This window comes from Methylobacterium sp. 17Sr1-1 (assembly GCF_003173775.1).
Lineage (GTDB): Bacteria > Pseudomonadota > Alphaproteobacteria > Rhizobiales > Beijerinckiaceae > Methylobacterium.
Genome location: NZ_CP029552.1, coordinates 25,001 through 51,752 on the forward strand (window position 1 = coordinate 25,001; position 26,752 = coordinate 51,752).

24 protein-coding genes and 1 tRNA gene (1 of these 25 only partly in view) are annotated in these 26,752 nt (G+C 69.9%); 6 read left to right on the forward strand and 19 right to left on the reverse strand.

Translation table 11 applies throughout. The annotated features are described in order from the left end of the window. From lon to DK412_RS00125, 5 genes are all read right to left on the reverse strand, one after another. Window positions 1-2,105, reverse strand: partial view of an endopeptidase La gene (gene lon, locus DK412_RS00105; protein ID WP_109970281.1) — the 5' portion only. Its footprint begins 319 nt before the window's first position; only the first 2,105 of its 2,424 coding nucleotides appear in the window; its start codon is at window positions 2,103-2,105; the stop codon falls past the left edge of the window. A gap of 270 nt (window positions 2,106-2,375) precedes the next feature. Next, window positions 2,376-3,647 carry an ATP-dependent Clp protease ATP-binding subunit ClpX gene (clpX, locus tag DK412_RS00110; protein ID WP_048445376.1) on the reverse strand — a complete coding sequence of 424 codons (1,272 nt, stop codon included), beginning with the start codon at window positions 3,645-3,647 and terminating at the stop codon, window positions 2,376-2,378. A 273-nt stretch (window positions 3,648-3,920) separates the two neighbouring features. Beyond that, window positions 3,921-4,550, reverse strand: a complete 630-nt coding sequence (locus tag DK412_RS00115) for an ATP-dependent Clp protease proteolytic subunit (protein ID WP_048427128.1) — start codon at window positions 4,548-4,550, stop codon at window positions 3,921-3,923. A 111-nt stretch (window positions 4,551-4,661) separates the two neighbouring features. Next, window positions 4,662-6,086, reverse strand: coding sequence for a trigger factor (gene tig, locus DK412_RS00120; protein ID WP_109974967.1), 1,425 nt, complete (start codon window positions 6,084-6,086; stop codon window positions 4,662-4,664). Window positions 6,087-6,221: 135 nt separating this feature from the next. After that, window positions 6,222-6,306, reverse strand: a tRNA-Leu gene (locus DK412_RS00125). 177 nt (window positions 6,307-6,483) lie between these two features. Here DK412_RS00125 and DK412_RS00130 point away from each other — a divergent pair. Then, window positions 6,484-7,911 (forward strand): multicopper oxidase family protein, encoded by a 1,428-nt coding sequence (locus DK412_RS00130; RefSeq protein WP_109970282.1) that lies wholly within the window; start codon window positions 6,484-6,486, stop codon window positions 7,909-7,911. Window positions 7,912-8,288: 377 nt separating this feature from the next. Then, window positions 8,289-8,753: a hypothetical protein gene (locus DK412_RS00135; protein ID WP_109970283.1), complete on the forward strand. Its 465-nt coding sequence runs from the start codon at window positions 8,289-8,291 to the stop codon at window positions 8,751-8,753. A gap of 89 nt (window positions 8,754-8,842) precedes the next feature. Here DK412_RS00135 and rpmG read toward each other — a convergent pair whose 3' ends face one another. From rpmG to DK412_RS00175, 8 genes are all read right to left on the reverse strand, one after another. Beyond that, on the reverse strand, window positions 8,843-9,010 hold the full coding sequence (gene rpmG, locus DK412_RS00140; protein WP_048427126.1) for a 50S ribosomal protein L33: 168 nt from the start codon (window positions 9,008-9,010) through the stop codon (window positions 8,843-8,845). A 127-nt stretch (window positions 9,011-9,137) separates the two neighbouring features. After that, a complete protein-coding gene (locus DK412_RS00145) occupies window positions 9,138-10,307 on the reverse strand; it encodes an MFS transporter (RefSeq protein ID WP_109970284.1) in 1,170 nt (389 codons plus the stop codon). Window positions 10,308-10,623: 316 nt separating this feature from the next. Beyond that, window positions 10,624-11,352: an NUDIX hydrolase gene (locus DK412_RS00150; protein ID WP_109970285.1), complete on the reverse strand. Its 729-nt coding sequence runs from the start codon at window positions 11,350-11,352 to the stop codon at window positions 10,624-10,626. After that, entirely contained in the window at window positions 11,318-11,836 is a 519-nt protein-coding gene (locus tag DK412_RS00155; RefSeq protein ID WP_109970286.1) for a DUF983 domain-containing protein, read from the reverse strand. Before DK412_RS00155 ends, DK412_RS00150 begins: the two co-directional genes overlap by 35 nt. After that, window positions 11,833-14,112: a ribonuclease R gene (rnr, locus tag DK412_RS00160; protein ID WP_245447679.1), complete on the reverse strand. Its 2,280-nt coding sequence runs from the start codon at window positions 14,110-14,112 to the stop codon at window positions 11,833-11,835. The genes DK412_RS00155 and rnr overlap by 4 nt, the downstream gene beginning before the upstream one ends. A gap of 144 nt (window positions 14,113-14,256) precedes the next feature. Beyond that, window positions 14,257-14,598, reverse strand: coding sequence for a hypothetical protein (locus DK412_RS00165; protein ID WP_109970287.1), 342 nt, complete (start codon window positions 14,596-14,598; stop codon window positions 14,257-14,259). A 101-nt stretch (window positions 14,599-14,699) separates the two neighbouring features. Next, window positions 14,700-16,112 carry a type I glutamate--ammonia ligase gene (gene glnA / locus DK412_RS00170; protein WP_093570408.1) on the reverse strand — a complete coding sequence of 471 codons (1,413 nt, stop codon included), beginning with the start codon at window positions 16,110-16,112 and terminating at the stop codon, window positions 14,700-14,702. Between the two features lie 100 nt (window positions 16,113-16,212). Beyond that, window positions 16,213-16,551, reverse strand: coding sequence for a P-II family nitrogen regulator (locus tag DK412_RS00175; protein WP_060845473.1), 339 nt, complete (start codon window positions 16,549-16,551; stop codon window positions 16,213-16,215). A 202-nt stretch (window positions 16,552-16,753) separates the two neighbouring features. On the opposite strand from DK412_RS00175, the gene DK412_RS00180 reads away from it, so the two are divergent. Continuing rightward, complete coding sequence (locus DK412_RS00180) at window positions 16,754-18,256, forward strand: NAD(P)H-hydrate dehydratase (protein ID WP_109970288.1); 1,503 nt, start codon at window positions 16,754-16,756, stop codon at window positions 18,254-18,256. Window positions 18,257-18,516: 260 nt separating this feature from the next. On the opposite strand, the gene DK412_RS00185 is transcribed toward DK412_RS00180, so the two are convergent. Together DK412_RS00185 and DK412_RS00190 are read right to left on the reverse strand one after the other, a co-directional pair. Continuing rightward, the gene (locus tag DK412_RS00185; RefSeq protein ID WP_109970289.1) at window positions 18,517-19,884 is read right to left on the reverse strand and encodes a PleD family two-component system response regulator; all 1,368 of its coding nucleotides are present in this window, start codon (window positions 19,882-19,884) and stop codon (window positions 18,517-18,519) included. Window positions 19,885-19,911: 27 nt separating this feature from the next. Beyond that, window positions 19,912-20,292, reverse strand: coding sequence for a response regulator (locus DK412_RS00190; protein ID WP_093570411.1), 381 nt, complete (start codon window positions 20,290-20,292; stop codon window positions 19,912-19,914). A 135-nt stretch (window positions 20,293-20,427) separates the two neighbouring features. On the opposite strand from DK412_RS00190, the gene DK412_RS00195 reads away from it, so the two are divergent. Further along, a complete protein-coding gene (locus DK412_RS00195; protein WP_245447354.1) occupies window positions 20,428-20,715 on the forward strand; it encodes a DUF3572 domain-containing protein in 288 nt (95 codons plus the stop codon). Beyond that, window positions 20,712-22,037 (forward strand): DNA polymerase IV, encoded by a 1,326-nt coding sequence (locus tag DK412_RS00200; RefSeq protein ID WP_109970290.1) that lies wholly within the window; start codon window positions 20,712-20,714, stop codon window positions 22,035-22,037. Before DK412_RS00195 ends, DK412_RS00200 begins: the two co-directional genes overlap by 4 nt. Window positions 22,038-22,072: 35 nt before the next feature. Here the strand turns inward: DK412_RS00200 and DK412_RS00205 are convergent, their stop codons facing one another. Continuing rightward, a complete protein-coding gene (locus DK412_RS00205) occupies window positions 22,073-22,966 on the reverse strand; it encodes a cell envelope integrity EipB family protein (protein WP_109970291.1) in 894 nt (297 codons plus the stop codon). A 618-nt stretch (window positions 22,967-23,584) separates the two neighbouring features. Here DK412_RS00205 and DK412_RS00210 point away from each other — a divergent pair. Continuing rightward, on the forward strand, window positions 23,585-24,097 hold the full coding sequence (locus DK412_RS00210) for a GcrA family cell cycle regulator (protein WP_109970292.1): 513 nt from the start codon (window positions 23,585-23,587) through the stop codon (window positions 24,095-24,097). A gap of 262 nt (window positions 24,098-24,359) precedes the next feature. Here DK412_RS00210 and phoB read toward each other — a convergent pair whose 3' ends face one another. The 3 genes from phoB to pstB form a co-directional block, all read right to left on the reverse strand. Then, on the reverse strand, window positions 24,360-25,061 hold the full coding sequence (gene phoB / locus DK412_RS00215) for a phosphate regulon transcriptional regulator PhoB (protein WP_109970293.1): 702 nt from the start codon (window positions 25,059-25,061) through the stop codon (window positions 24,360-24,362). A gap of 69 nt (window positions 25,062-25,130) precedes the next feature. Further along, window positions 25,131-25,850 (reverse strand): phosphate signaling complex protein PhoU, encoded by a 720-nt coding sequence (gene phoU, locus DK412_RS00220; RefSeq protein ID WP_109970294.1) that lies wholly within the window; start codon window positions 25,848-25,850, stop codon window positions 25,131-25,133. Between the two features lie 80 nt (window positions 25,851-25,930). After that, the gene (gene pstB, locus DK412_RS00225; RefSeq protein ID WP_109970295.1) at window positions 25,931-26,743 is read right to left on the reverse strand and encodes a phosphate ABC transporter ATP-binding protein PstB; all 813 of its coding nucleotides are present in this window, start codon (window positions 26,741-26,743) and stop codon (window positions 25,931-25,933) included. Window positions 26,744-26,752 lie beyond the last annotated feature (9 nt).

Sequence of the window (26,752 nt, forward strand, 5' to 3'; positions counted from 1 at the left end):
ACCGGGATGCCGGTGATGACCGAGACGATCGCCGTCGCCATGGCGATGCCGGCCGACGGCCCGTCCTTCGGGGTCGCCCCCTCCGGCACGTGGACGTGGATGTCCCGGCGCTCGAACAGCGGCGGCTCGACGCCGAAATCGACGGCCCGCGAGCGGACATAGGACGCCGCCGCCGAGATCGATTCCTTCATCACGTCGCGCAGGTTGCCGGTGACCGTCATCTTGCCCTTGCCGGGCATCATGACGCCTTCGATCGTGAGCAGCTCGCCCCCGACCTCGGTCCAGGCCAGGCCCGTGACGACGCCGACCTGATCGTCGGTCTCGACCTCGCCGTAGCGGAACTTCGCCGGGCCGAGGAAGGTGTCGAGATTGTCGGCCGAGACCGTCACGCTCTTCACCCCCGAGATCAGGATCTCCTTCACCGCCTTGCGGATCAGGTTCGAGATCTCGCGCTCCAGGTTCCGCACGCCCGCCTCGCGGGTGTAGCGGCGGATCAGGAGCATCAGGCCGTCATCGGTGATCGACCATTCCTTCGGCTCGAGACCGTGCTTCTTGAGCGCGCCGGGCATCAGGTGCTTGCGCGCGATCTCGACCTTCTCCTCCTCGGTGTAGCCGGCGATGCGGATCACCTCCATCCGGTCCAGCAGGGCCGGCGGGATGTTGAGGGTGTTGGCCGTCGTCACGAACATCACGTTCGACAGGTCGTAATCGACCTCGAGGTAATGGTCGTTGAAGGTCGCGTTCTGCTCCGGATCCAGCACCTCGAGGAGCGCCGCCGACGGATCGCCGCGGAAGTCCATGCCCATCTTGTCGATCTCGTCGAGCAGGATGAGCGGGTTCGAGGTCTTGGCCTTGCGCATCGACTGCACGATCTTGCCGGGCATCGAGCCGATATAGGTCCGCCGGTGACCGCGGATCTCGGCCTCGTCGCGCACGCCGCCGAGCGACATGCGGACGAACTCGCGGCCCGTGGCCTTGGCGATCGACTTGCCGAGCGAGGTCTTGCCGACGCCGGGCGGTCCGACGAGGCAGAGGATCGGGCCGGTGAGCTTGTTGGCGCGCTGCTGCACTGCCAGGTACTCGACGATCCGCTCCTTGACCTTGTCGAGGCCGAAATGGTCGGCATCGAGCATGGCCTGCGCGCCGGGCAGGTCCTTCTTGATCTTCGAGCGCTTGCCCCACGGGATGCCGAGCATCCAGTCGAGGTAGTTGCGCACGACCGTCGCCTCGGCCGACATCGGCGACATCTGGCGCAGCTTCTTCAGCTCGGCCAGCGCCTTGTCCCGCGCCTCCTTGGACAGCTTGGTCTTCTCGATCTTGTCCTCGAGCTCGGCCAGCTCGTCGCGGCCGTCCTCGTCCCCGAGTTCCTTCTGAATGGCCTTCATCTGCTCATTCAGGTAGTACTCGCGCTGGGTCTTCTCCATCTGCCGCTTGACGCGGGTGCGGATGCGCTTCTCGACCTGCAGCACCGAGATCTCGCTCTCCATCAGCGAGAGCACGCGCTCCAGCCGCTGGGCGACGGTCGGGATCTCGAGGATCGCCTGCTTGTCGGAGATCTTGACGGCTAGATGCGAGGCGACCGTGTCTGCGAGCTTCGAGGGCTCGTCGATCTGAATCACCGCCGAGACCACCTCGGGCGAGATCTTCTTGTTGAGCTTGACGTAGTTCTCGAACTCCGAGATCACCGAGCGGGCGAGAGCCTCGGCCTCGATCCGGTCGCCGAGATCGTTCGGCAGCACCTCGGCTTCGGCGGCGTAGTACTCGTCCGAGCGCACGAAATCCTGGATCTTGGCCCGGCCGCCGCCCTCCACCAGCACCTTCACGGTGCCGTCGGGGAGCTTGAGCAACTGGAGCACGCTCGCCAGCGTGCCGATGGTGTAGATCGCGTCGGTGGCCGGGTCGTCGTCGGTGGCGTTGACCTGGGTGGCGAGCAGGATGTGGCGGTCGGTGCGCACCGCCTCCTCGAGGGCCCGGATCGACTTCTCGCGGCCGACGAAGAGCGGCACGATCATGTGCGGGAAGACCACGATGTCGCGCAGCGGCAGGACCGCGTAGGTTCCGCTCGTGCCGGGGACGACGGGCTGGCGCGATTTCGGCTGGGTCATTGACTGACTTCCTTGTGTGGTGACGCCCAGATCCCTCCCCTCATGACGGGAAAGCAGGAGGAACGTTGGGGGCCGACCGGGCCGCGGGGGTCGGAAACGAGAGAGCGGCCGGGTCGCGGCACCGCACCTCGATTCGGTGAGCATGCGGCCGCCGCGTTGACTCTCAGGTGGCTCCTCGGGGTGCCGCTTTCAAGCACCGTGCCACCCGGCCGCATCCGGGCTACTCTCACAGCAAAGGCCGCCGCTTTCGCGGCGGCCTCCGGGTCACAATCAGGCGCTGGCGCTCGCCGGCGCGTCCTTGCCGCGGTCGCCGTGGATGTAGAGCGGCCGCGACTTGCCGTCGACGACCTCCGGCCCGATCACCACCTGCTCGACCGAGTCGAGGCCGGGCAGGTCGTACATCGTCTCGAGCAGGATGCTCTCCAGGATCGAGCGCAGGCCGCGGGCGCCGGTCTTGCGCTCGATCGCCTTGCGGGCGACGAGGCTCAGCGCCTCCTCCTGGAACGTCAGGTCGACGTTCTCCATCTCGAACAGGCGCTGGTACTGCTTGACCAGCGCGTTCTTCGGCTCCTGCAGGATCCGCTTCAGCGCGGTCTCGTCGAGGTCCTCGAGGGTCGCCAGGACCGGGAGACGGCCGACGAATTCGGGGATCAGGCCGAACTTCAGCAGGTCCTCGGGCTCGACGTTCCGGAAGATCTCGCCGGTGCGGCGATCGTCCGGAGCCTGGACGGTGGCGCCGAAGCCGATCGAGGTGCCCTTGCCGCGGGCCGAGATGATCCGCTCCAGCCCCGCGAAGGCGCCGCCGCAGATGAACAGGATGTTGGTCGTGTCGACCTGCAAAAATTCCTGCTGCGGATGCTTGCGTCCGCCCTGAGGCGGCACGCTGGCGACCGTGCCCTCCATGATCTTCAGGAGGGCCTGCTGCACGCCCTCGCCCGACACGTCGCGGGTGATCGACGGGTTGTCGGACTTGCGGGAGATCTTGTCGATCTCGTCGATGTAGACGATGCCGCGCTGCGCCCGCTCGACGTTGTAGTCGGAGGCCTGGAGCAGCTTGAGGATGATGTTCTCGACGTCCTCGCCGACGTAACCGGCCTCGGTCAGCGTCGTGGCATCGGCCATCGTGAACGGCACGTCGAGGATGCGCGCCAGGGTCTGGGCCAGAAGCGTCTTGCCCGACCCGGTCGGGCCGATCAGCAGGATGTTGGACTTCGCCAGCTCGACGTCGTTGTGCTTGGTCGCGTGCGCCAGGCGCTTGTAGTGGTTGTGCACAGCCACCGACAGGACCTTCTTGGCAAAGTCCTGCCCGATGACGTAGTCATCCAGGACCCGCCGAATTTCCTTCGGGGTCGGTACGCCGTCCCGCGACTTCACCAGCGAGGACTTCGATTCCTCGCGAATGATGTCCATGCACAGCTCGACGCACTCATCGCAGATGAAGACGGTCGGGCCCGCGATCAGCTTGCGAACCTCGTGCTGGCTCTTGCCGCAGAACGAGCAGTACAGCGTGCTCTTCGAGTCGTTGCCGCCAGCCTTGCTCATATGGGTCTCCAAGTCCCCGATCGGTCCCGCCCCGGGGGCACGACCGCATCGCTTTTAGATAGTGGCGCCCGGCTAAAGAAACAGTCACCGCCCCCCGCGCGCCGAGCGCCCGACGCAGAATCGCGATGCAAACACGCAGCCACCGCCGGATCAATCCCGCGGATGCGACAGGCTCCCGCCAAATGGCCGCATCGGGGATCCGCCTTCCGGAGCGGTGGCCTCCCGCCGGGGGAGGTCCCGCGGCGCGGGACCCTCCGGCGGGAGGCCCTGTCACTAGGCCTGCGCCGGCGCCTCGGCCCGCTTCTGGAGCACCTCGTCGATCAGGCCCCACTCCTTGGCCGCGTCGGCGGTCATGAAGTTGTCGCGCTCCAGGCCCTGCTCGATCGCCTCGTACTCACGGCCGGTGTGCTTGACGTAGATCTCGTTGAGGCGCCGCTTCAGGGCCTCGATCTCGCGGGCGTGGATGAGGATGTCGGTGGCCTGGCCCTGGAAGCCGCCGGAGGGCTGGTGCACCATGATCCGGGCGTTCGGCAGGGCAAAGCGATGGCCGGCCTCGCCGGCGGCCAGCAGCAGCGAGCCCATCGAGGCGGCCTGGCCGACGCAGAGCGTGGCGACCGGGCAGCGGATGAACTGCATCGTGTCGTAGATCGACAGGCCGGAGGTGACCACGCCGCCCGGCGAGTTGATGTAGAAGGAGATTTCCTTCTTCGGGTTCTCCGCCTCGAGGAACAGCAGCTGCGCCACGATCAGCGACGCGGAGTAGTCCTCGACCGGGCCGGTCAGGAAGATGATGCGCTCGCGCAACAGGCGCGAATAAATGTCGAAGGCGCGCTCGCCGCGGCTCGACTGCTCGACCACCATGGGGACGAGCGCGCTGTTGTAATAGTCGACCGGATCTCTCATCTCGATGGCCCTCTGAACGGAACCCGGCCGCCTCGGGGCGGCCGGGGTAGCGGCGGAAACGAACGACCTCGCAGGCCCCGTCCCCGCCGCCCGTTCGGGGCCGGACGAGGATCAGGCCGGGTTGGACTCACCCGCGGGAGCAGCCTCGGCCATGTCGGCCTTGGCCGATTCGCCCTTGCTGCCGTCCTCGGCGTCGTCCTCGTCGGCGAACAGCGCCTCCTTGGAGACGGGCTCCTCGACCAGTTTGACCTGACCGAGGACGTGGTCAACCACCTTCTCCTCGAACAGCGGGGCACGCAGTTCGGCGAGCGCCTGCGGGGTCTTGCGGTAGAAATCCCAGACCTGCTGCTCCTGGCCGGGGAACTGACGGACGCGGGCGATCAGGGCCTGATTCACCTCGTCGTCCGAGACCTTGATATCGGCGCTCTCACCGGCCTGCGCAAGCACCAGACCGAGGCGCACGCGGCGCTCGGCGATCCGGCGGTACTCCTCGCGCGCCTTCTCCTCCGTGGTGTCCTCGTCCTCGAAGGTCTTGCCGCGGTTCTTCAGGTCCTGCTCGACCTGGGCCCACACGGCGGCGAACTCCTGGTGGACGAGGCTCGGGGGCAGCTCGAAGGAGTAGCGGCTGTCGAGGGCGTCGAGCAGGCCCTTCTTCAGCTTCTGGCGCGAGGCCGCCTCGTACTCGCGGCCCATGGTGGTGCGCACGGCGTCCTTGAGGGCGTCGAGCGAGTCCATGCCGAAATTCTTGGCGAGCTCGTCGTCGATCGTGAGTTCACCCGGGGACTGGATGGCCTTCACGGTGACGTCGAACTCGGCTTCCTTGCCGGCGAGGTGCGCGGCGCCGTAGTTCTCCGGGAAGGTGACCTTGACCAGGCGCTCGTCGCCGACCCGGGCGCCGAGCAGCTGGTCCTCGAAGCCGGGGATGAAGGTGTTCGAGCCGAGGTCGAGGTTGATGTCCTCGCCGGTGCCGCCCTCGAACGGGGTGCCGTCGATCCGGCCGGTGAAGTTGATGGTCAGGCGATCGCCCGACTCGGCGTACTGTCCCTCGGGACGGTCCGTGAACGGGCGGTTGGCCGAGGCCATCCGCTCGATCGTCTCGTTGACCTCCTCGTCGGAGGGGGTGACGACCTGCTTGGTCAGGCTCACGTCCGAGAGGTCGACGAGGTCGAAGCTCGGCATCACCTCGAGGGCGACCTTGAACGAGAGATCGCCTTTGGCGTCGAGCGCCTTCTCGATCTCGTCCTTGTCCTCGGGCATCTGGACCTGGGGCTCGAGCGCGAGCTTGAGCTTGTTGTCCTCGACGATCTTCTGGTTGGCCTCGGTGACGGCGTTCTGAACGACGTCGGCCATCACGGAGCGGCCGTAGACCTTGCGCAGGTGGGCGACCGGCACCTTGCCCGGGCGAAAGCCCTTGATCTGCACCTTGCCCTTGATCCCGTCGAGCTCGGTCGCCAGCCGGCTCTCCAGCTCGGCCGCGGGCAGAACCACCTGGAATTCGCGCTTCAGCCCCTCGGCCTTGGTCTCGGTCACCTGCATCGTCGTCATTCCGCCTTGCACCTTCGAATCCGGCTTGGCTGCGGGCCCGGACGGCGGCTGCCGTGCGACGGGACCGTCAGGACAAGGAGCCGGCCCTGCTGCTTGAACCCAATCCGTCGTGTCGCCTGGCGGAGGTGGTGCGGGCGGAGGGGCTCGAACCCCCACGACTCTCGTCACTGGAACCTAAATCCAGCGCGTCTACCAATTCCGCCACGCCCGCGACGCTCGCGCCCGAGGCCTGACGCACCCGGGCGCGGCTCTATAGCATGGTGTATCGGCCACGCAGCAAGAATTTTAGGCCACGCCTCGCCCCGCGCCGGCAGCCCGGCTACAAGGCGGGTCCGCCCGGGGACCGCTCGTGCCCGAAGCAAAAACGATCTCCGTTCAGCGAGGTGCCATGCCGTCGTCCCTGCCGCCCTCGCGCCGCGCGCTGCTCGCCGGCGCCGCCCTCTCCCTCGCGCCCTCCCTCGCCCGGGCGCAGGGCGGCACGGCCGCAACCAACTCCCAGCCGGCGCCGGCTGCGGCGGAGGCCAGACGCCTGACCGCCGCGCCCGCCAAGGCGCGGCTCAAGCCGGAGCCGGCGGCCGAGACCCCGGTCTGGGCCTTCGACGGGCAGGCCTCGCCCCCGGTCCTGCGCGTCAAGCACGGCGAGACCGTCCGCCTGAGGCTGGAGAACAAGACCGAGCGGCCCCTGTCGCTGCACTGGCACGGGGTGCGCAACCGCAACGCCATGGACGGGGTCGGCGGGGTCACCCAGGGCCCGGTCGCCCCGGGGGCGAGCTTCCTCTACGAGTTCACCCCGCCGGATGCCGGCACCTTCCTGGTTCGCCCGCTCGTCGTCGGCGGGTCGAGCGAGCCCGCCGGGCGGGGGCTCGCCGGCCTCCTGGTGGTCGAGGAGGCGAAGGCCCCGGTCGTCGACCGTGACGTGCCGCTGGTCCTGCAGGATTGGCGCCTCGAGGCCGACGGGACGCTCGCGCCCTTCGGGCAGGTCGCCTTCGCGGCGAGTTCGGGCCGGCTCGGCAACGCGCTCACCGTCAACGGCAAGCCGGCCCCGGAGGTGATCGAGGCCGCGCCCGGCACCCGGCTGCGGCTTCGCCTCGCCAACGCCTGCAACGCCCGGGCGACCCGGATCCGCTTCGACGGCCTCAAGGCCTGGGTGGCGGCGGTGGACGGACAGCCGACCGATACCTTCGAGCCCCTGCGGGCCACCCTCCCCTTCCAGCCCGGCACCCGCTACGACATCTTCCTCGACGTGCCGGCGGCCTCCGAGCCGGCGGGCGCCGTGGTGGCGCTGATCGGGCCGGGCATGCCGCTCGCCCGCATCGTCGCCAAGGGCGAGCCGGTCGCGGCCCGGCCGGCCGTGGCGCCGATCGGCGAGAACAAGCTGCTGCCGCCGGAGATCAAGCTCCAGAACGCCTTCCGGCGCGACATCGCCATCGCGGGCGGCGCGGTGTTCGACAAGGGGAAGCCCGAGGCGGCCCCGGCCTTCGGCGGCGACCCGAGCCGGATCTGGACGCTCAACGGCGCCGCCGGCCGGGCGGAGAACCCGCCGCTGTTCTCGGTCAAGCGCAACACCGCGGTGGTGCTGGCGCTCACCAACAACACCGCCTTTCCGCAATCGCTGCACCTGCACGGCCACGTCTTCCGGCTGCTGCATCCCCTCGACGACGGCTGGGAGCCCTACTGGCTCGACACCTTCCAGCTGCTGGAGGGCCGCACCGCCCGCATCGCGTTCCTGGCCGACAATCCCGGCCGCTGGTTGTTGAGCGCGACGGCTTTGGAGCGGTTCGATACTGGCCTGTGGGGCTGGTTCGAGGTGAGCTGAGAGCGCGTCGATCGACCGGGCCCATGGGCCGATATCCCCTCGGGGTCATCATCCCCTCCCTGTCATCCCGGGTTCCGCTGCGCGGTCGCGGGATGACAGGAAGGATTCCACATCCGTCCGCCATCGCCGCCGGCCCCGAAGCACGACCCCCCTGCGTCCGGCGGTCGCAGTCGACCTCCGGACGAACGACGGCCACGCTTCCGGCGATGTATTCAAGTCCTTGCCGGCGCCCGATTTACCGGCGACTGCTTCGAGCTTGGCAGCAATTCGATCAAGAGATTGTGTTAACGTGAGCCAATGCATCGGCCGGATGCTTGGAGCATGCTGGCGCACCCGCAGCGCAAAATGGGCTGCAGCGCATCGATGAGGTTCCCAGCATGGAACATCAGCCGCTTCGCCACATCCGTGACATCGCCGACGTCGAGACGATCCCGGCCCTGCTCGAAGGGCGCCGGGCCCGGCTCGAGCGCTTCGCCGAGATCCTCGAACGCGATCCGGGCCGCAGCTTCATCACCCTGGAGGAGATCGAGTTCGTGCCCCGCAAGCAGCGGGCGGCGATCCGGGCCGACAACTCGCCGCTCGCCTTCGCCTATGCCGATCCGGTCCTGCGGGCGAGCGGGCTCACCGGCGACACGTTCGGGGAGGCCCGCAGCTTCTTCGAATTGAGCACCGGCGAGGCTCACAACCTGCTCTGCTCGTGCGTGAACGGGCGCACCGTCAAGGCCGGGCCGACCGCCAAGCGCCTGCGCCGCCTCGCCGCCCGCCGGCCCGGCCTGTGGCTCGCCTATGGCTGCGCCGCCGGCTTCGTCGCCCTGCCGGGGGCGATGTACCTGTTCGGCTGAAACGCTACCTCAACGGAAAAAGGCCGCCCTCGCGGGCGGCCTTTTTCACGATGCGTCATGCACCCAGGATCGCTAGATCCCGCACAAGATCACTTGATCTTGGTCTCCTTGAACTCGACGTGCTTGCGCGCGATCGGGTCGTACTTCTTGAACGACAGCTTGTCGGTCTTCGTCCGCGAGTTCTTCTTCGTGACGTAGAAGTAGCCGGTATCGGCGGTCGAGAGCAGCTTGATCTTGATGGTGACGGCCTTGGCCATGGCGCGACCTCTTCTGGATGATGGGTGTTGCGCCCGGAGGACCGAAACGCAAAACGGCCGGGCAGGCCCGGCCAGAACGCGGCGCCTTCCTGCCCCATCGCCTCCCGGGCGTCAAGCCCGAGCGACGTCAGGGCGCAGCCCGGATCATCCGCCCGCCGACCACCGCGAGGTAGGCGACGAACAGCAGCGCCAGCGACCAGGCGAAGCCGTGCGGCGAGGCGAGGTCCATGCCGCCGCCGACGAGCGGCGGCCCCAGCACCAGGCCGATATTGTAGAGCACCAGGAAGGCCGCATTGGCGCCGGCGAGCGCCGCACCGTCGAAGCGGGCGCCGAGATGCGCGAGGCCGACGGTGTAGAGCGTGCCGGCGATGCCGCCCCAGGCGAACAGGATCGCGGCGAGGAGCCAGGGATCCTCGGCCCCGAGCGGCAGGGCGGCGGCCCCGACCGCGCCGAGGAAGGCCGCGGCGAGCAGCACCCGGCGCTTGTCGACCTTGTCCGCCAGGAGGCCCACGGGAATCTGGAACAGCACGTTGCCGAGCGCCGCGAGGCTCACGAGGCCCGCCGCCTGCTCGGCGGTGAGGCCGAGCCGCAGGCCGTAGATCGGCAGGATGGCGAAGCCCCCGGTCTCGACCGCGCCGTAGACGAGGGCCGCCAGCGTCGCCGAGGGCGCGACCCGCAGGTAGCCGAGGAAGCCCCGCCCGCCCTTGTGCGGGATCTCCGGCGAGAGCCCGCGCGCCATCACGAGGGGCAGCGCGCCGGCGCAGAACAAGGCCGCGCCGGCGAGGTAGGGCGCCCAGCCGGTGGTGCCGAGGACGCGCAGCAACCCCGGGCCGATGGCGAAGCCGAGCGCCAGCACGGTGGCGTAGACCCCCATCACCAGGCCCCGCCGCGCCGGCGGCGCCGCCTGGTTGATCCAGAATTCGGAGAGGACGAACAGCACGCCGAGCGCCGCCGAGAACACGAAGCGCAGCGGGAACCACCAGGCGAAATCATGGACCGCCCGGAAGCCGAGGAGCGTCAGCGCCCCGACCGCGATGGCGCCGAGCAGGAGCGGCATCACGCCGAGGCGCGCCGCCACCCGCGGCACGAAGGGCAGGACGACGATGCTCGCCACTCCGGCGATCGCCGTGTTGACGCCGATCCAGGTGTTGGACAGGCCCATCCGCTCCATCTCGAGCGAGAGGAGCGGGATCGACAGGCTGAGCCCGATGCCGACCACCGCCACGCAGGCGATGGCGGCCGCGATGGCCGCGAGGCGCGCTGCGTCGAACTCGGAAGCGGGGGTGGTGGGGGTCATGATGGGGCCGGCCGTCGGGGCCGGCCCGTATGGACCAACGAGGCATCGAAAGCCAGCCCGGCCCATGGCCTTATCACTGGAGTTCCGCCTAGCTCATTCAAGAAACCAGCAAAGCGCGGGATCCCCTCTCCCGAGTAAGAGAGGGATAGGGGTGAGGGTGGCGCGCTTCCGTGCAAGGCTCCGAGCGTCGAGCTGCGCAGCTCAACGCTTAGCGATCTAATCGGAACCCGAGCCACCCTCACCCCAGGCCCCTCTCCCACTCGGGAGAGGGGAGATGCGCTCTACCTTTATTAGAAATGACCAAGAAGAATGCTGATCACAATTCTTCCCGCGTGTGCTCGCCGTCGACGTCTTGGAAGAACGGCACCGGCAGCATCGGGCTGAACCCCGCCGCGAGCCGCGCCTCCAGTTCGTCGAGCACGATCGACGTGATCCGCGGGAGTTCGAGCTTGCGCGCCGCCGCGAGGTCGACCCAGGCGAGCTCGGTCAGCTCGGAATCGGGGCCGACGACGCCGGGGGTCTCGGCCACCACCGCCTCGCGGTCGACGGCGAAGAAGCGGGTGTCGAAACGCTTGGGCCGGGAGGGCGGGGTGATCGCCCGGGCGACGAATTGCAGCAACTCGAGATCGGGCATCACGCCGGCCTCGCGGAAGGCCGTCCAGGCGCCGGGCGGGGCCGTCTCGGGCGGGCCGTAATCGAGGGAGCCGATCATCAGCCCGGTCTCCTCGTAGGTCTCGCGGATCGCCGCCAGCGCCAGCACCCGGCCGAGATGGAACAGCGGCGGGTGGACCCGCTCGGCCAGGGCAGCTTCAGCGCGGTCGTTGAGGGTGCCGGCCACCGGCATCGAGCGGTCGCCGAGCTCGATCCGGCCGCCGGGGAACACGAACAGGCCGGGCATGAACTTGTGGCCGGCATGGCGCCGGCCCATCAGCACCTTCGGCTCGTCGCCGGAGCGGTCGAGGATGATCAGCGTCGCGGCGTTGCGGATCCGCAGCGGCCGCTTCTTCCGCTCAGGAGCCGATGCTCCGTCCGTCGGTCCTGCCATCCCGCGTCTCCGTCTCGTCCTGGGCCGGATTGTCCTGGACCGGATGGTCCACCGGCCGGGTCTGGGCGCGGCGTATCGCGGAAAAGCCGTGCATGCCAAGGGCATATTGCAGCCCGACCACCGCCCCCTTGGTCGGCTGGAGCAGCGCGAGCGAGGCGATCAGCGCCAGGCCGGGCCAGAAGGTCATCTGGAACCAGAGCGGCACGTCGAGGCGCATCTCGGTCTCGAGGATCCCGATGCCGGCGAGATGGCCGACGACGAAGATGACGAGGTAGGGCGGCAGGTCGTCGGCGCGGTGGTGGTGCAGCTCGGTCCCGCAGGCCTCGCAGGTCTCCCGCACCTTGAGGAAACGGCCGAACAGCCGCCCCTCGCCGCAATGCGGGCAGCGATTGCGAAAGCCGCGCCACATCGCCAGGGCCCAGGAGGGACCCGAGCCCGAAGGGGCGGCGGGTTCGGCGGCGGGGCCGGCGTGGATCTCGATCATGCGCGTCTCCCGCGGCGCTTGGTCAGGCTGTCCCGGTTCGCCGGGGCGGGCCTCCCCTTACGCGGTCCACCGCGGGCCGGGCCAGGGGCGGAGGCGCGGCCACCGCCGGCGATCGCGAAGCGCAGGGCGCCTGCCACGGGCGCAGCCTCCATCAGCTCCACCTCGACCTTGTCGCCGAGGCGGAAGGTCTGGCGCGTGCGCTCGCCGACGAGGGCGTGGCGGCCCTCCTCGTGGCGGAAATACTCGGCGCCGAGGGTCGAGATCGGCACGAAGCCGTCGGCCCCGGTCTCGTCGAGCTTGATGAACAGCCCCGAGCGGGTCACGCCCGAGACCTGGCCCGAGAAAGTGGCGCCGACCCGGTCGGCGAGGTGGTGGGCGATCAGGCGGTCGATGGTCTCCCGCTCGGCCGCCATGGCGCGGCGCTCGGCGGCCGAGATCTGCTGGCCGATCTGGGCCAGGTCCCCGCTCTCCATGTCCGGCGGCAGACCGTCGGAGCCGAGCCGCAGGGCCCGGATCAGGGCGCGGTGCACGATGAGGTCGGCATAGCGCCGGATCGGCGAGGTGAAGTGGGCGTAGCGGCGTAACGCCAAGCCGAAATGCCCGGCATTGTCCGAGGCGTAGACCGCTTGCGCCTGCGAGCGCAGCACGACCTCGTTGAGGAAGAGCTGGTGCTCGCTGCCCTCGACCATGCCGAGGATGCGGTTGAACAGGGCGGGCCGGAGGTTGGCCTCCTTCGGCAGCTTCAGGCCGATCGAGGCCATGACCTCGCTTAAGCCCCGCATCTTCTCCAGCGAGGGCTCGTCGTGGACGCGGTAGATCAGCGGCTGGCTCTTCGCCTCCAGGATCTCGGCCGCCGCGACGTTCGCCTGGATCATGAACTCCTCGATCAGCCGGTGCGCCTCCAGGCGCTCCGGCACGATCACCCGATCGACCCCGCCCTCGGCGTTGAGGATCACCTTGCGCTCGGGCAGGTCCAGGGCGAGCGGTCCCCGCGCATCGCGGGCCGCGGCGAGCACCCGGTAGGCCTCCCACAGCGGGCGGAGCACCGGCTCGAGGATCGGGCCCGTCACCTCGTCGGGCCGGCCGTCGATCGCGGCTTGCGCCTGCGCGTAGGCGAGCTTCGCGGCCGACCGCATCATCACGCGGTGGAAGCTGTGGCGCAGCTTCCGGCCCTCCGCCGTCACGGTCATGCGGACGGCGAGCGCCGGCCGGTCCTGGCCGGGGCGCAGGGAACAGAGGTCGTTCGAGATCCGCTCCGGCAGCATCGGCACCACACGGTCGGGGAAGTAGACCGAGTTGCCGCGGATCAGCGCCTCGCGGTCGAGGGCGGTGCCGGGCCGGACATAGGCGGCGACGTCGGCGATCGCCACCGTGACGACGAACCCGCCCGGATTGGCCGGATCGGGATCCGGCACCGCCATCACGGCGTCGTCGTGATCCTTGGCGTCCGGCGGGTCGATGGTGACGAGCGGCAGGTCGCGCCAATCCTCGCGGCCGTCGAGCCCGACCTCGCGGGCGAACTCGGCCTCCGCCAGCACCTCGCGCGGGAAGACGTGCGGGATGCCGTGGGCGTGGATGGCGATCAGGCTGACCGCCTTCTCGGAACCGAGGCTGCCGAGGCGCTCCTTGACGCGCCCTTGCGTCAGCCCGAAGCGGTCCTCGCGGCCGAGGGTCACGGTGACGAGGTCGCCGTCCAGCGCCTCGCCCTCCCCGCCCGGCGGCACCGCGATCTCGCGCCCCTGCGCCTTCTTGTCTACGGGGACGATCCGCCCGCCGCCGGTCGGCAGCGCCCGGAACACGCCGAGCGTCTCGGCCTTGTTGCGGCCGATCACCTTGATGACCCGGCCGAGATAGCGCCCGGGCGTGTCGCTGTCGGGCTCGATCTTCAGGAGCGCCCGGTCGCCGGTGCCAGGGGCCGGCCCGCTGGCGCTACGCCCGCGCGGCATCAGCACGGTGATGAGGGGAGCGGGCCCGGCCTCCGGATCCCAATTGGCCGGCCGCGCGACCAGCTCGCCGTCGCGGTCGCGGCGGGTGTCGATGTCGGCGACGACGACCGGCGGCAGGCTTCCGGCCTTGCGCAGGCCGGCGCGGTCCTTCTCGATCGCGCCGTCCTCCTGCATCTCCTTGAGCAGGCGCTTCAGCTCGATCTTGTCCGCGCCCTTGATGCCGAAGGCCTGGGCGATCTCGCGCTTGCCGACCTTCTGGGGCGCGTCCGCGATGAAGGCGAGCACGGCCTCGCGGCTGGGCAGGACGGCGTGCGCCGCTTTCGGAGGAATGCCCTTGGCAGGATTTCCTTTGGGATGGATGCGCTTGGCCAACAGCTCGACTCAAGGAGGACGTACAACGGCCCCGGCCGACGGCCAGGGGCTCCGCTCCATAATATGGGATGCGCCGGGGGACCGAGCAACGCCGGCCGCCGTTCAACCGGTGGATGCCGATTTGCGCACCCGGTCGATGGCGGCATCGGCGTCGAAGCCGGATCCAGTCAATTCGTCGAGCGACAGCGGACAGGATTGCGGCATCGTCAGCGAGACCTGCGTCTCGTCGGGCCGCAGCTCCGGCGCCTCCGCCTCGCGCACGGCCAGCGTCCAGATCCCGTCGAGCTTGAGGGCGGAGAGATCCTGGCCCCGGAGCCGCCCGTGCAGGTCCGCCGCCTCGCGGCGCCAGGCGGCGAGGCGGGCCTCGTCGGCGATGAGCGCGGACTTGACCAGGGTGGCGAGGAGCGCGCGCAGGGTTGCGGCGGGGGAGGTCGAGTCGGTCATCGGGGCTCCGGGCTGTCGCCGGTGACTCCGCAAGCCGGATGCCAAAAAGGAAGGGGCCGGATCGCTCCGGCCCCCCATCTCGTCCTCGAAGCGCGTACGGCTCAGAGCGAGTAGTAGTTCACGAACTCGATCGGGTGCGGGGTCATCTCGTACCGCATCACCTCGGTCATCTTCAGCTCGATGAACGAGTCGATGAAGTCGTCGTTGAACACGCCGCCGGCCTTGAGGAACTCGCGGTCGGCGTCGAGGCTGTTGAGCGCCTCACGGAGCGAGCCGCACACGGTCGGGATCTCCTTGAGCTCCGCCGGGGGCAGGTCGTAGAGGTCCTTGTCCATGGCCGGACCGGGATCGATCTTGTTGTTGATGCCGTCGACGCCGGCCATCAGCATGGCGGCGAAGGCCAGGTAGGGATTCGCCATCGGATCGGGGAAGCGGACCTCGACGCGCTTGGCCTTCGGCGAAGTCGTCCACGGAATCCGGCACGAGGCCGAGCGGTTGCGGGCCGAGTAGGCCAGCAGCACCGGCGCCTCGTAGCCCGGGACCAGGCGCTTGTAGGAGTTGGTCGACGGGTTGGTGAAGGCGTTGAGCGCCTTGGCGTGCTTGATGATGCCGCCGATGTACCACAGGCACTCCTGCGACAGGTCGGCGTACTTGTTGCCGGCGAAGACCGGCTTGCCGTCCTTCCAGATCGACTGGTGGACGTGCATGCCCGAGCCGTTGTCGCCGTAGACCGGCTTCGGCATGAAGGTCGCGGTCTTGCCGTAGCTCTGGGCGACGTTGTGGATGCAGTACTTGTAGATCTGCATCTGGTCACCCATCAGGGTGAGCGTGTCGAACTTCATGCCCAGCTCGTGCTGAGCCGACGCGACCTCGTGGTGGTGCTTCTCGACCTTGACGCCCATGGACTGCATGGCGGCGAGCATCTCGCCGCGCATGTCCTGGGCCGAATCCTGCGGCGGGACCGGGAAGTAGCCGCCCTTGATCTGGACGCGGTGGCCGAGATTGCCGCCCTCGTACTCGGTCTGGCCGTTGATCGGCAGCTCGACCGAATCCAGCTTGAAGCCGGTGTGGTACGGATCCGCGGAGAAGCGCACGTCGTCGAAGACGAAGAACTCGGCCTCGGGGCCGACGAAGATGGTGTCGCCGATGCCGCTCGCCTTGACGAAGGCCTCGGCCTTCTTGGCGATGCCGCGCGGATCGCGGCCGTAGGGCTCGCCGGTCACCGGCTCGAGCACGTCGCAGACGATCGACATCGTCGAGGCCGAGAAGAACGGGTCCATGCAGGCGGTCGCCGGATCCGGCATCAGCAGCATGTCGGACTCGTTGATCGCCTTCCAGCCGGCGATCGACGAACCGTCGAACATCGTGCCCTCGGCGAAGATGTCCTCGTCGACCAGCGACACGTCGAAGGTGACGTGCTGCCACTTGCCCCGCGGATCGGTGAAGCGGAAATCGACGTACTTGACGTCGTTTTCCTTGATTTCCTTGAGGACGTCCGTCGCGGTCTTAGACATTCTCGTCTGATCCCTTCCTAGAACGGCGTTTTGGCCGCCATGAAGCCGCGGTCCTGGGGGTCAGGCCGCGGTTTTCGTCGCTGCAGAGAAGGCAGTGCCGTCAGATCGCGTCCTGACCGGTCTCGCCGGTGCGGATGCGGATTGCTTCCTCGATCGAGGAGACGAAGATCTTGCCGTCGCCGATGCGGCCGGTCTGGGCCGACTTGCGGATCGCCTCGACCGCGCCATCCACCAGCGTGTCGGGCAGCACGATCTCCAGCTTCACCTTGGGCAGGAAGTCGACCACGTACTCGGCGCCCCGATAGAGCTCGGTATGGCCCTTCTGGCGGCCGAAGCCCTTGGCCTCGATCACCGTGATGCCCTGGAGGCCGACCTCCTGCAGCGCCTCCTTCACCTCGTCGAGCTTGAAGGGCTTGATGATCGCTTCGATCTTCTTCATGCCGGGCGGGCCTGGTCTGCAACGGTTCCGGCGGCATTCCTAGCATCGCGCCGCGCCGACCGCCACGGGGGATTTCCCGAGAGCGGACCGGGAATGCCTAATCGATAAGCAATCGCTGCGCGTTTGTTGCGCAATCCGCCGTTCTCAAGCCTGGCGCCGCGGCAAGGCCGCCGCGTCCGGGCGCTTCTCGGAGTATGATGCGATGGCCGGGACCGAGCTGCTCACCACCGACGAGATGCGGCGGGCGGATGCCGCGACGATCGATGCCGGAACGCAGGGCCTGACGCTGATGCACCGCGCCGGTGGGGCGGTCGCCGAGCGGGCCCGGGTGCTCGCGGGTGACGGCCGGATCCTGATCCTGTGCGGGCCGGGCAACAACGGCGGCGACGGGTTCGTGGCCGCCAGGCTGCTGGCCGAGGCGGGCCTCGCGGTCGAGGTGGCGCTTCTCGGCGCGCGCGACGCCCTCGCGGGCGACGCGGCGGCCGCGGCGGTCCAGTGGACGGGCCCGGTGACGAACGCCGCCGCCGTCGAGCCCGCGGGCGTCGCGCTCGTGATCGACGCGCTGTTCGGCGCGGGCCTGTCCCGGCCGCTCGACGGCGACGCCGCAGCGCTCGTCGGGCGGGTCAACGCGGCCGGCGTGCCGGTGCTCGCCGTCGACGTGCCCTCTGGCCTCGACGGCGATACGGGGGCCGCGCGCGGTCCCGTCGTGGCGGCGACCGAGACCGTCACCTTCGTGCGGCGCAAGCCCGGCCACCTGCTGCTGCCCGGCCGGCGCCTGTGCGGCCCGGTGACGGTCGCGCGGATCGGGATCCCGGACGCCGTCGTGGCGGGGATCGCGCCGCAGGCCCACGTCAACGGCCCGGACCTCTGGGGCGCCGCCTTCCCGCGCCTCGCCGAGGACAGCCACAAATACACCCGCGGCCACGCGGTGGTGCTGTCGGGCCCCGCGCACCGCACCGGGGCGGCGCGGCTCGCCGCCCGGGGCGCGTTGCGCATCGGCGCCGGCCTCGTGACCGTGCTGTCGCCGACGCCGGCGCTTGCCGAGAACGCCGCCCAGCTCACCGCGATCATGCTGCGCCCCTGCGACGGGGCCGACGACCTCGACGACGCCCTCACCGACGAGCGCCTGAACGCGATCGTCGCCGGCCCGGGCCTCGGCACCGGCGCCCCGACCCGCGACCTCGTGCGGGTCGCCGCGGAAGCCGGCCGAGGCCTCGTCCTCGACGCCGACGCCCTGACGAGCTTTTCGGGGAAGGCCGACGAACTCGCGGAGATGATCGCGGCGGGAGGGGCGCAGGCGGTCGTGACCCCGCACGAGGGCGAGTTCGCGCGGCTGTTCAAGGGCGTGGCGGCGGTGCCGGCGGAGGGCTCGAAGCTCGCACGCGCCCGGGCCGCCGCGGCCCATCTCGACGCGGTCGTGGTGCTGAAGGGCCCCGACACGGTGATCGCGGCGCCGGACGGCCGCGCCGCCATCAACCCCAACGGGACGCCCTGGCTCGGCACCGCCGGCAGCGGCGACGTGCTGTGCGGCTTCATCGGTGGGTTGCTGGCCCAGGGGATGGAGCCCTTCGAGGCCGCCACCGCCGCGGTCTGGCTCCACGCGGCGGCCGGGCGCCGGCACGGGCCGGGGCTGATCGCGGAGGACCTGCCTGAGATGATGCCGGGGGTGCTGGGGGAGGTGCTGGCGGGGTTCAGGGTGGGGTGAGGAGCCGACCGAGAAAGAAAACCGCGGGTCTTCTCCTCTCCCCGCGTGCGGGGAGAGGCCTTCGCACCCCTTGTCGGGTGCGAAGGTAGCCCGCAGGGCGAGGGGGTGTTTCCGGAAGAGTCTCACGCGTCGAGACCCCCTCACCCTCGCTGCGGCTTCGCCTCCGCTTGCTGCGTTCCCTGAACGGTAACACAGCCCTCTCCCCGCCCGCGGGGAGAGGAGGAAAACCGCGCCTCATCCGGCGAGGCGTACGTCGAACCTTACGCCGCGACGGCGGCGACCACCCGGTTCCGGCCGGACTGCTTGGCCTGATAGAGGGCGAGGTCGGCGCGCTTGAGCATCTGGGCCGGGTCGGCATCCTCCGGCTGGCGGGCGGCGACCCCGATCGAGACCGTGACGTCGATGGCGCTGGTGCCGCGCTGGACCTGGAACGGCGCCGCCTCGATCCGCTCGCGGATGCGCTCGGCGACCTGGCGGGCGGCGTCGAGCCCGGTATCGGGCACCACCACGACGATCTCCTCGCCGCCGAAGCGCGCCACCACGTCGATGCCGCGGGTCTGGGCCCGGATGCGGGTGGCGAATTCCCTCAAGACCTCGTCGCCGGCATCGTGCCCGAACTGGTCGTTGATCGTCTTGAAGCGGTCGATGTCGAGGATCAAGAGCGCCACCGGCCGGTCGCGCAAGGACGGCTCGGAGAACAGGCCGCCGAGATAGCTGTCGAGGTAGCGCCGGTTGTGCAGGCCGGTGAGCCCGTCGGTGACCGCGAGGTCCATCGAGACCTGCACCGATTCGCGTAGCGAATCCGAGAAGCGCCGGCGCTTCACCTGGGTGCGGACCCGGGCGACGAGCTCGTTGCGGTCGATCGGGCGGACGAGGTAATCGTGCACGCCGAGATCGAGGCCGCGCATGATCCGCGCCCGGTCATGGGCGTCGGCCATCATCACCACCGGCACGGTGCGGGTGCGGTCGAGGGAGCGGAGCTGGCTGCACAGGCGCAGGCCGTCATGGTCCTGGAGGTCGAGGCTCACCAGCACCACGTCGTAATCGCCCGCCTTGACCCGCTCCAGGGCCTCCTGCGGCGAGGCCACGGTCTCGACGCAATGGTACTGGCCGAGCGCCGCCGCCAGCCGCTCGGCGGAGGAGCGGCGATCCTCGACGATCAGTACGTTGGCATTGTGCCCGGTCTCGGCGGCGGCCGCCGCGAGCGGGTCGCCGACCCGCGACGCCATGGCGCGGCTGCGCAACTCGTCGGTCACCGCCTTCAGGCGCACCAGGCTGCGCACCCGGGCCATCAGGGCGGTGTCGTCGATCGGCTTGGTGAGGAAATCGTCCGCCCCGGCGTCGAGCCCGCGCAGGCGGTCGCTCGGCTGGTCGAGGGCGGTCACCATCACCACCGGCAGGTGCGCAGTCGTCGGCGTCGACTTGATCCGCCGGCAGACCTCGAACCCGTCCATGCCCGGCATCATCACGTCGAGCAGCACGATGTCGCACAGGCCCTTCTCGCACACCGCGAGGGCGTCGGGCCCGTTCATCGCCGAAACGACGTCGAAATACTCGACGGTCAACTTCGTCTCGAGCAACTTAATATTCGGGAAGAGGTCGTCGACGATGAGAACGCGTGCCGACATGGAAGGCCAGGCCCCTCTCAGCTGTGCTCAGCTCTGGCGCTCGTCGCCGACATAGGTGCGGACCGTCGCGAGGAACTTCGCGACCGAGATGGGCTTGGACAGGTAGGCCTCGCAGCCCCCCTCGCGGATGCGCTCCTCGTCACCCTTCATGGCGAAAGCCGTGATGGCGATCACCGGGATGCTCTTGAGCTCATCGTCCTCCTTGAGCCATTTAGTGACCTCGAGGCCCGACACCTCGGGGAGCTGAATGTCCATCAGGATCAGGTCAGGCCGATGCCGGCGCGCCAGCTCGATCGCCTCAATCCCGTTGGCCGTCTTGAGGGTCGCGTAGCCGTGAGCCTCCAACAAGTCGTTGAAAAGCTTCATATTCAGCTCGTTGTCCTCGACGATGAGCACCGTCTTCGTCATGGCTCGCTGTCTCCGGCGCTCCCGCGGGCCGCGTCACACCCCGGCTGCGACCGGATCCGCAACACTGTTAAGCGGCACATGTTGATGAAACGCAAATTCGATGGATTTGCCAGGGGGTCCGATCCCCGTGGCGGAGTGCTGAGTGAATCCGCCGCGGAGGCCCTGGGCGCCCGCGTCTTCGCCTACGTCACCGGCGAGCCCGGGCGACTGCTCCGCTTCATGGAGAGCTCCGGTCTCTCGCCGGATGCGCTGCGGCAGGCGGCCGACAGTCCCGATCTCGTCGCCGGCCTCCTCGACCACGTGGTGGCCGACGAGGAGCTGCTCGTCGCCTGCGCCGCCGCCCTGGAGGTGCCGCCGGAGCGGATCACCCAGGCCTGGCGCCGCCTCGAGCCGCCCGAGGATCCCGGCGAGTTCGGGGCGTGAGCGCAGGCGCGCTCTGCCGCGATTGCGGGGCGAGCCCGCCGGGCGACGCCCCGCGCTGCCGGGCCTGCGGCTCGCCGCGCCTGCTCGTCCATCCGGAGCGCGACGTCCTCGCCATCGCGCATGTCGATTGCGACGCGTTCTACGCCGCGGTCGAGAAGCGCGACGACCCCTCCCTGCGCGACCGGCCGCTGATCATCGGCGGCGGACGGCGCGGGGTGGTCTCGACCGCCTGCTACATCGCCCGCATCCGCGGCGTCCACTCGGCGATGCCGATGTTCCGCGCCCTCGAGGCCTGCCCGGACGCGGTGGTGCTGCGGCCCGACATGGAGAAATACGCCCGGGTCGGCCGGCAGGTGCGGGCGATGATGCAGGCGCTCACGCCGCTGGTCGAGCCGGTCTCGATCGACGAGGCCTTCCTCGACCTGTCGGGCACCGAGCGGCTGCACGGTGCCCCGCCCGCCGTGACGCTGGCGCGCTTCGCCCGCGCGGTGGAAGCGGAGATCGGCATCACCGTCTCGGTCGGCCTCGCGCCCAACAAGTTTCTGGCGAAGATCGCCTCGGACCTCGAGAAGCCGCGCGGCTTCTCGATCATCGGCCGGGCGGAAGCCGAGGCCTTCCTGGCACCGCGGCCGGTGCGGATCCTGCCCGGGATCGGCCAGGCCGCGGCCGAGCGGCTGGCGGCGCTCGGCATCCACCGCATCAGCGAGATCGGCCGGATCGCGCCGGAGCGGCTGCATGCGAGCCTCGGGCGCGACGCCGCCCGCCTCCTGGCGCTCGCCCGCGGCGAGGACCGGCGCGTGGTCCAGCCGCGGCGTGAGACCAAAAGCATCTCGGGCGAGACCACCTTCGCGGAGGATCTGCGCGCCTTCGAGGCCCTGCGGCCGGTGCTGTGGCGGCTGTGCGAGACGGTGGCGCGGCGCCTGAAGCGGGCGGAGCTCGCCGCCGGCAGCGTGACCCTGAAGCTGAAGGACCGGGATTTTCGTCTGCGCACCCGCACCCGCTCGGGACTGGCGCCGACGCAGGTCGCCGAGCGGCTGTTTCGCCCGGCCGAGGCGCTGTTGCGCGAATCCTGCGACGGCACCGCCTACCGGCTGATCGGGATCGGGGCCGGCGACCTCTGCGACGCGGCCCATGCCGACCGGGGCGACCTCGCCGACGTCTCGGCCGTGCGCGAGGCGAGCCGGGCGGCGGCGATCGACGCCCTGCGGGAGCGCTTCGGCGCGGCGGCGGTGCAGCGCGGACTCGGCTTCGCGCCACCGGCCGGAGATCCGCGCGGCAAGGCGCATGGGAGCCAGGAGCCGCCGGAACGGAAGCCGCGCTGACGGCCCCCGATCCGGTTGCCTTCCGTGGCGGCGTCCTACTTGCAGTCCTTGCTCTCCGGCATGAGGTCGATCCGCGACAGCTCGCCCTTGAGCGAGAACTCACCGTAATCGAGGCGCAGCGCGCCGCTGACGCCGTTCTCGTAGAGGTCGAAGGCGAGGACGTAGACCGGGGTCCGCTCCCCCTCCCCCGGCGAGAAGTAGCTCAGCGTCACCGGCCAGTGCGGCATCGACGCCATAGCGCCGTCGCGCAACGGCGCCTCGGCGGGCGCGGAGGCGGGCTTGGGCCCGGAGGGTTTGGGCCCGGAGGGTTTGGACGCGTCGGGTGCGCCGGAATCGGGTTTCGCCTCGGACTTGGCCGCGACGCGCTGCGGGCCGATCACCGCCAGGGTGTCGTAGACCTTGCGGCCGTCGTCCGAGCCGTCGAACACCTTGACGGCGACGGTGGATTGCCCGGCTCGGGCGGCCTCGATCAGCCGCTTCATGTGGGCGGCGGGAAACAGCACCTCGCCCGGCACCGCCATCTCGCCGCGCTTGGGCTGCTTGAGGGTGATGTCGAGACCCTTGTCGCCGCGCTCGGCATTGCCGTCGACCGGGGCGGCCGCCTTGCCGTTGAGGTCGGACTGGGTGCGGAAGCGGAAACTGCGCCCGTCGCCGGTCTCGAAGGTGGTGTTGCGCAGGTCGGAGGTGCGGGTCCCGCTCTCCGAACTCTCGAGCACCGTCACCTGCCGGTACTGGAGCGCGAAGCCCTTGCAGGCATCGCCGGTGAAATCGAACACGATCCGGCCGCGGGCGCTCTCGACCGCGCGGGTGCCGGAGCTGCCGGACAAGGACAGGTCGTAGACGGCGCGGTGGGGCGCGAGGTGCACGGCCTCGGCCGCCACCACGGGCGACGAGAGCGCGAGCAGGACGCACGCGAGGAGTGATCGCATGAGGTCTCCCGGGGCGGCCGTCGGTGCTGGCGTCGGCCCTGTTGGTCCTCGCAAGATAGGTCCCGCCCCGGCCCCCGGCAACGTTCCGGGCGCCGGCGACCGCCGGCCAGCCGGCCCGGTGCGTGGCACCGCGGCCACGTTTGCCACGGAGGTGCGTGGCGCTGCGGCCACGCTTGCCGGAGAGGAGGGCGTGGCGCTCCGGCCACGCTTGCCGAAGACCGGAGGGACACCCCCCGGCTGTCGGCGGCCGCAACGGCAGCGCAACCTGCGATCATGCGGCGCCCCAGTATGACACCCCCTCCGGGGTGATCCGACAAACCCTTGAAGGTGATAGATAATTTATGGGAGCGATCCGGCGTGGCCTTGGCGCGCGTCAGACTGGCGGCGCAACCCGGCCGGGTCCGGACCGCCGGGCGGCCGCGGGGAAAAACCGTCTCGGCGGGGGGCGGACTCTTGCGCGGGTGTTAGGCCGTCCTGTAGGTTCACCCCCGTCGCCACCGCTCCGGGCGTGGCGGCGATCACCAGCAGGATCGGACGGAGTCACCGCGCGGCCGAACGGCGTGCCGCTCGCGGCTGCGTGCCGATTCCATGGGTGATGTCGGGGGATTGGAGGCGGCGATGATGGATTCGGGTCCGAGCTGGACGAAGGAACGCGTCGAGCTTCTCAAGCGGCTGTGGAGCGACGGCCGCAGCGCCAGCCAGATCGCCGCCGAGATCGGTGGCGTCTCCCGCAACGCCGTCATCGGCAAGGTCCACCGCCTCGGCCTGGCCGGGCGCGTCGTGAAAGCCAACGGCACCGCGCCGGCCGGCGGCCGCCGTCCCCGGATCGAGGGTGAGTCCGCTGCCGGCGAGACCCCGTCAGTAGTGGCTCCCGCGCCGCCGGCACTCGCCCTGTATCAGACCGCATCCCCAGCCGACACCACCGCGCTGCCGGAGAGCGCCCGCGTCACCATCATGGAGCTGCGGGAATTCATGTGCCGCTGGCCGATGGGCGACCCGTCGACGCCCGATTTCCGCTTCTGCGGCGACCGCGCCATCACCGGCCTGCCCTACTGCACCCACCACAGCCGCATCGCCTACCAGCCCGCCGCCGAGCGCAAGCGCGACCGCAGGGTCGTCGGATTCCGCTGAAGGCCCGCACCCGGACGACCAATCCGGAGGCGGCGTCGCGCCCATCCCTTCCGATTGGTCGACCGTATCGCTCAAATCCTAACGAATCCTGTCCGGTGGCTCGCTCGAAGTGGAGTCGGCGCCGCCGCCCGGGAGCAGGCGACATCTCTGACACCCACCTCGTCATCCCGGGACCGCGCAGCGGAATCCGGGATGACCTGGAGAGTGGAGTGACCGATGGCCGGGCCGTCCAGATGGTACCGCTTGTTCCGAAGGCTCGGCCTCACGGCTCCGGCGCGAACATCTCGTCGAACGAGTAGCCGGAGCCGCGCACGGTGCGGATCGGGTCGGCATCGCGGCCGCGGTTGATCGCCTTGCGCAGGCGGCCGATATGCACGTCGACCGTGCGCTCGTCGATGTAGACGTCGTGGCCCCAGACGCCGTCGAGGAGCTGCTCGCGGGAGAAGACCCTGCCCGGGCTCTGCATCAGGAACTCGAGCAGCTTGAACTCGGTCGGGCCGAGATGCAGCTCGCGGCCGTCGCGGCGGACGCGGTGGCTGACCCGGTCGAGCTCGATGTCGCCGGCCACCAGCAGGTCGGCGACGTGGGCGGGCTTGGAGCGGCGCAGCAGCGCGCGGACCCGCGCCAGGAGCTCCGGCACCGAGAACGGCTTGACGATGTAGTCGTCGGCGCCGGTGGCGAGCCCCCGCACCCGGTCGCCCTCCTCGCCCCGGGCGGTGAGCATGATCACCGGCAGCCGCTCGGTCTCGCGGCGGGCGCGGATGCGCCGGCAGAGCTCGATGCCGGAGAGGCCGGGCATCATCCAGTCGAGGAGGACGAGGTCGGGGATCTGCTCTCGCAGGCGGATATCCGCCTCGTCGCCCCGGGCGACGGCGTCGACCTCGAAGCCCTCGGCCTCGAGGTTGTAGCGCAGGAGGAGGGTCAGCGCCTCCTCGTCCTCGACGATCAGGATGCGGGTACTCATGCGGGGCACTTCGGGCGGGATCCGGAGGGGGACCCGCGCCGGGCGCGAAGCCCGGCGCGGGCCGACCCGTCAGGCCTCCGGTTGGGGATCGAGGGTGGCGAAGCTCGAACGGTCGTTCTTGGGACGATCGGTCGGCAGCGTCTCACCGGTGGCGAGGTAGTGGATCGTCTCGGCGATGTTGGTGGTGTGATCGCCGATGCGCTCGACGTTCTTGGCGCAGAACAGGAGGTGCGTGCAGAACGTGATGTTGCGCGGATCCTCCATCATGTAGGTCAGGAGTTCGCGGAACAGCGAGGTGTAGAGCGCGTCGATGCCGCCGTCCCGGGCCCACACGTCGAGGGCGACGACGGTGTCCTGGGTGGCGTAGGCGTCGAGGACGTCCTTGAGCTGGCCCTGGACCAGCTCGTTCATGTGCTCCACGCCGACGACGATCTTCTGCAGCTGGACCTGGTCGGCGATGGCGACGACGCGCTTGGCGACGTTCTTGGCCAGGTCCCCGATGCGCTCGAGGTCGCCCGAGACGCGGATCGCCGAGATCGTCTCGCGCAGGTCGACCGCCATCGGCTGGCGCTTGGCGATGAGGAGGATGGCCTTCTCCTCGATCTCGCGCTGCAGGCCGTCGAGGCGCTGGTCGACGGCGATGACGCTCTGGGCGAGGGCGGTGTCGCGGCGCAGGAGCGCCTGGCCGGAATCGGCCACCATCTTCTCGGCGATGCCGCCCATCTCGGCGATGCTGCGCCGCAGGTTCTGCAACTCCTGATCGTAGGAGGTGACGATGTGGTTCGACATGAGGGCTGACTCCCCGCGATAGGGTGGAGCTTACGGTCAGCGCCGGCCCGGGCCGGGCCGGCGCAACGAGGCGTCGGGTCTCAGCCGAACCGGCCGGTGATGTAGTCCTGGGTCTGGCGCTTCGACGGGTTCATGAACAGCCGGTTGGTCGGCCCGAACTCGATCAGTTCGCCGAGATACATGAAGGCGGTGAACTGCGAGATGCGCGCCGCCTGCTGCATGTTGTGGGTGACGATGGCGATGGTGAACTCGCCCCGCAGCTGCTCGATCAGCTCCTCGATGCGGCCGGTCGAGATCGGGTCGAGGGCCGAGGTCGGCTCGTCGAACAGGATCACCTCCGGGCGCTGCGCCACCGTGCGGGCGATGCAGAGGCGCTGCTGCTGGCCGCCGGACAGGCCCATGCCGGACTGCTTGAGCTTGTCCTTCACCTCGTCCCACAGAGCGCCCTTGCGCAGGGCCTCCTCGACGCGGACGTCGAGATCGGCCTTGCCGAGGCGCTCGTAGAGCCGGATGCCGAACGCGATGTTGTCGTAGATCGACATCGGGAACGGGGTCGGCTTCTGGAACACCATGCCGACCCGGGCGCGCAGCTCGTTGAGGTCGATCGACGAGTCCAGGATGTTGCGGCCGTCGAGCAGGATCTGCCCCTCGGCGCGCTGCTCGGGGTAGAGGCTGTAGATCCGGTTGAAGGTGCGCAGCAGGGTGGACTTGCCGCAGCCCGACGGCCCGATCAGCGCCGTGACCTGGCGGTCGAGGAAGTTGAGGTTGATGTTCTTCAACCCCTTGAAGTCGCCGTAGTAGAAGTTGAGGTCCTTGACGGCGAGGCGGACCGGGGCGGACTCGTCGGCCGTGCTCTGGCCCACGACCGGCGCGGCGGTGGCGGTGGCGCTCATCGGTGTGTC

What these genes read in the sequence shown, in the direction of transcription:
- clpX (WP_048445376.1), bottom strand. Translation starts at nt 3,647, where the DNA reads ATGAGCAAGGCTGGCGGCAACGACTCGAAGAGCACGCTGTACTGCTCG.
- DK412_RS00115 (WP_048427128.1), bottom strand. Translation starts at nt 4,550, where the DNA reads ATGAGAGATCCGGTCGACTATTACAACAGCGCGCTCGTCCCCATGGTG.
- tig (WP_109974967.1), bottom strand. Translation starts at nt 6,086, where the DNA reads ATGCAGGTGACCGAGACCAAGGCCGAGGGGCTGAAGCGCGAATTCCAG.
- DK412_RS00130 (WP_109970282.1), top strand. Translation starts at nt 6,484, where the DNA reads ATGCCGTCGTCCCTGCCGCCCTCGCGCCGCGCGCTGCTCGCCGGCGCC.
- DK412_RS00135 (WP_109970283.1), top strand. Translation starts at nt 8,289, where the DNA reads ATGGAACATCAGCCGCTTCGCCACATCCGTGACATCGCCGACGTCGAG.
- rpmG (WP_048427126.1), bottom strand. Translation starts at nt 9,010, where the DNA reads ATGGCCAAGGCCGTCACCATCAAGATCAAGCTGCTCTCGACCGCCGAT.
- DK412_RS00145 (WP_109970284.1), bottom strand. Translation starts at nt 10,307, where the DNA reads ATGACCCCCACCACCCCCGCTTCCGAGTTCGACGCAGCGCGCCTCGCG.
- DK412_RS00150 (WP_109970285.1), bottom strand. Translation starts at nt 11,352, where the DNA reads ATGGCAGGACCGACGGACGGAGCATCGGCTCCTGAGCGGAAGAAGCGG.
- DK412_RS00155 (WP_109970286.1), bottom strand. Translation starts at nt 11,836, where the DNA reads ATGATCGAGATCCACGCCGGCCCCGCCGCCGAACCCGCCGCCCCTTCG.
- DK412_RS00165 (WP_109970287.1), bottom strand. Translation starts at nt 14,598, where the DNA reads ATGACCGACTCGACCTCCCCCGCCGCAACCCTGCGCGCGCTCCTCGCC.
- glnA (WP_093570408.1), bottom strand. Translation starts at nt 16,112, where the DNA reads ATGTCTAAGACCGCGACGGACGTCCTCAAGGAAATCAAGGAAAACGAC.
- DK412_RS00175 (WP_060845473.1), bottom strand. Translation starts at nt 16,551, where the DNA reads ATGAAGAAGATCGAAGCGATCATCAAGCCCTTCAAGCTCGACGAGGTG.
- DK412_RS00180 (WP_109970288.1), top strand. Translation starts at nt 16,754, where the DNA reads ATGGCCGGGACCGAGCTGCTCACCACCGACGAGATGCGGCGGGCGGAT.
- DK412_RS00185 (WP_109970289.1), bottom strand. Translation starts at nt 19,884, where the DNA reads ATGTCGGCACGCGTTCTCATCGTCGACGACCTCTTCCCGAATATTAAG.
- DK412_RS00190 (WP_093570411.1), bottom strand. Translation starts at nt 20,292, where the DNA reads ATGACGAAGACGGTGCTCATCGTCGAGGACAACGAGCTGAATATGAAG.
- DK412_RS00205 (WP_109970291.1), bottom strand. Translation starts at nt 22,966, where the DNA reads ATGCGATCACTCCTCGCGTGCGTCCTGCTCGCGCTCTCGTCGCCCGTG.
- DK412_RS00210 (WP_109970292.1), top strand. Translation starts at nt 23,585, where the DNA reads ATGATGGATTCGGGTCCGAGCTGGACGAAGGAACGCGTCGAGCTTCTC.
- phoB (WP_109970293.1), bottom strand. Translation starts at nt 25,061, where the DNA reads ATGAGTACCCGCATCCTGATCGTCGAGGACGAGGAGGCGCTGACCCTC.
- phoU (WP_109970294.1), bottom strand. Translation starts at nt 25,850, where the DNA reads ATGTCGAACCACATCGTCACCTCCTACGATCAGGAGTTGCAGAACCTG.
- pstB (WP_109970295.1), bottom strand. Translation starts at nt 26,743, where the DNA reads ATGAGCGCCACCGCCACCGCCGCGCCGGTCGTGGGCCAGAGCACGGCC.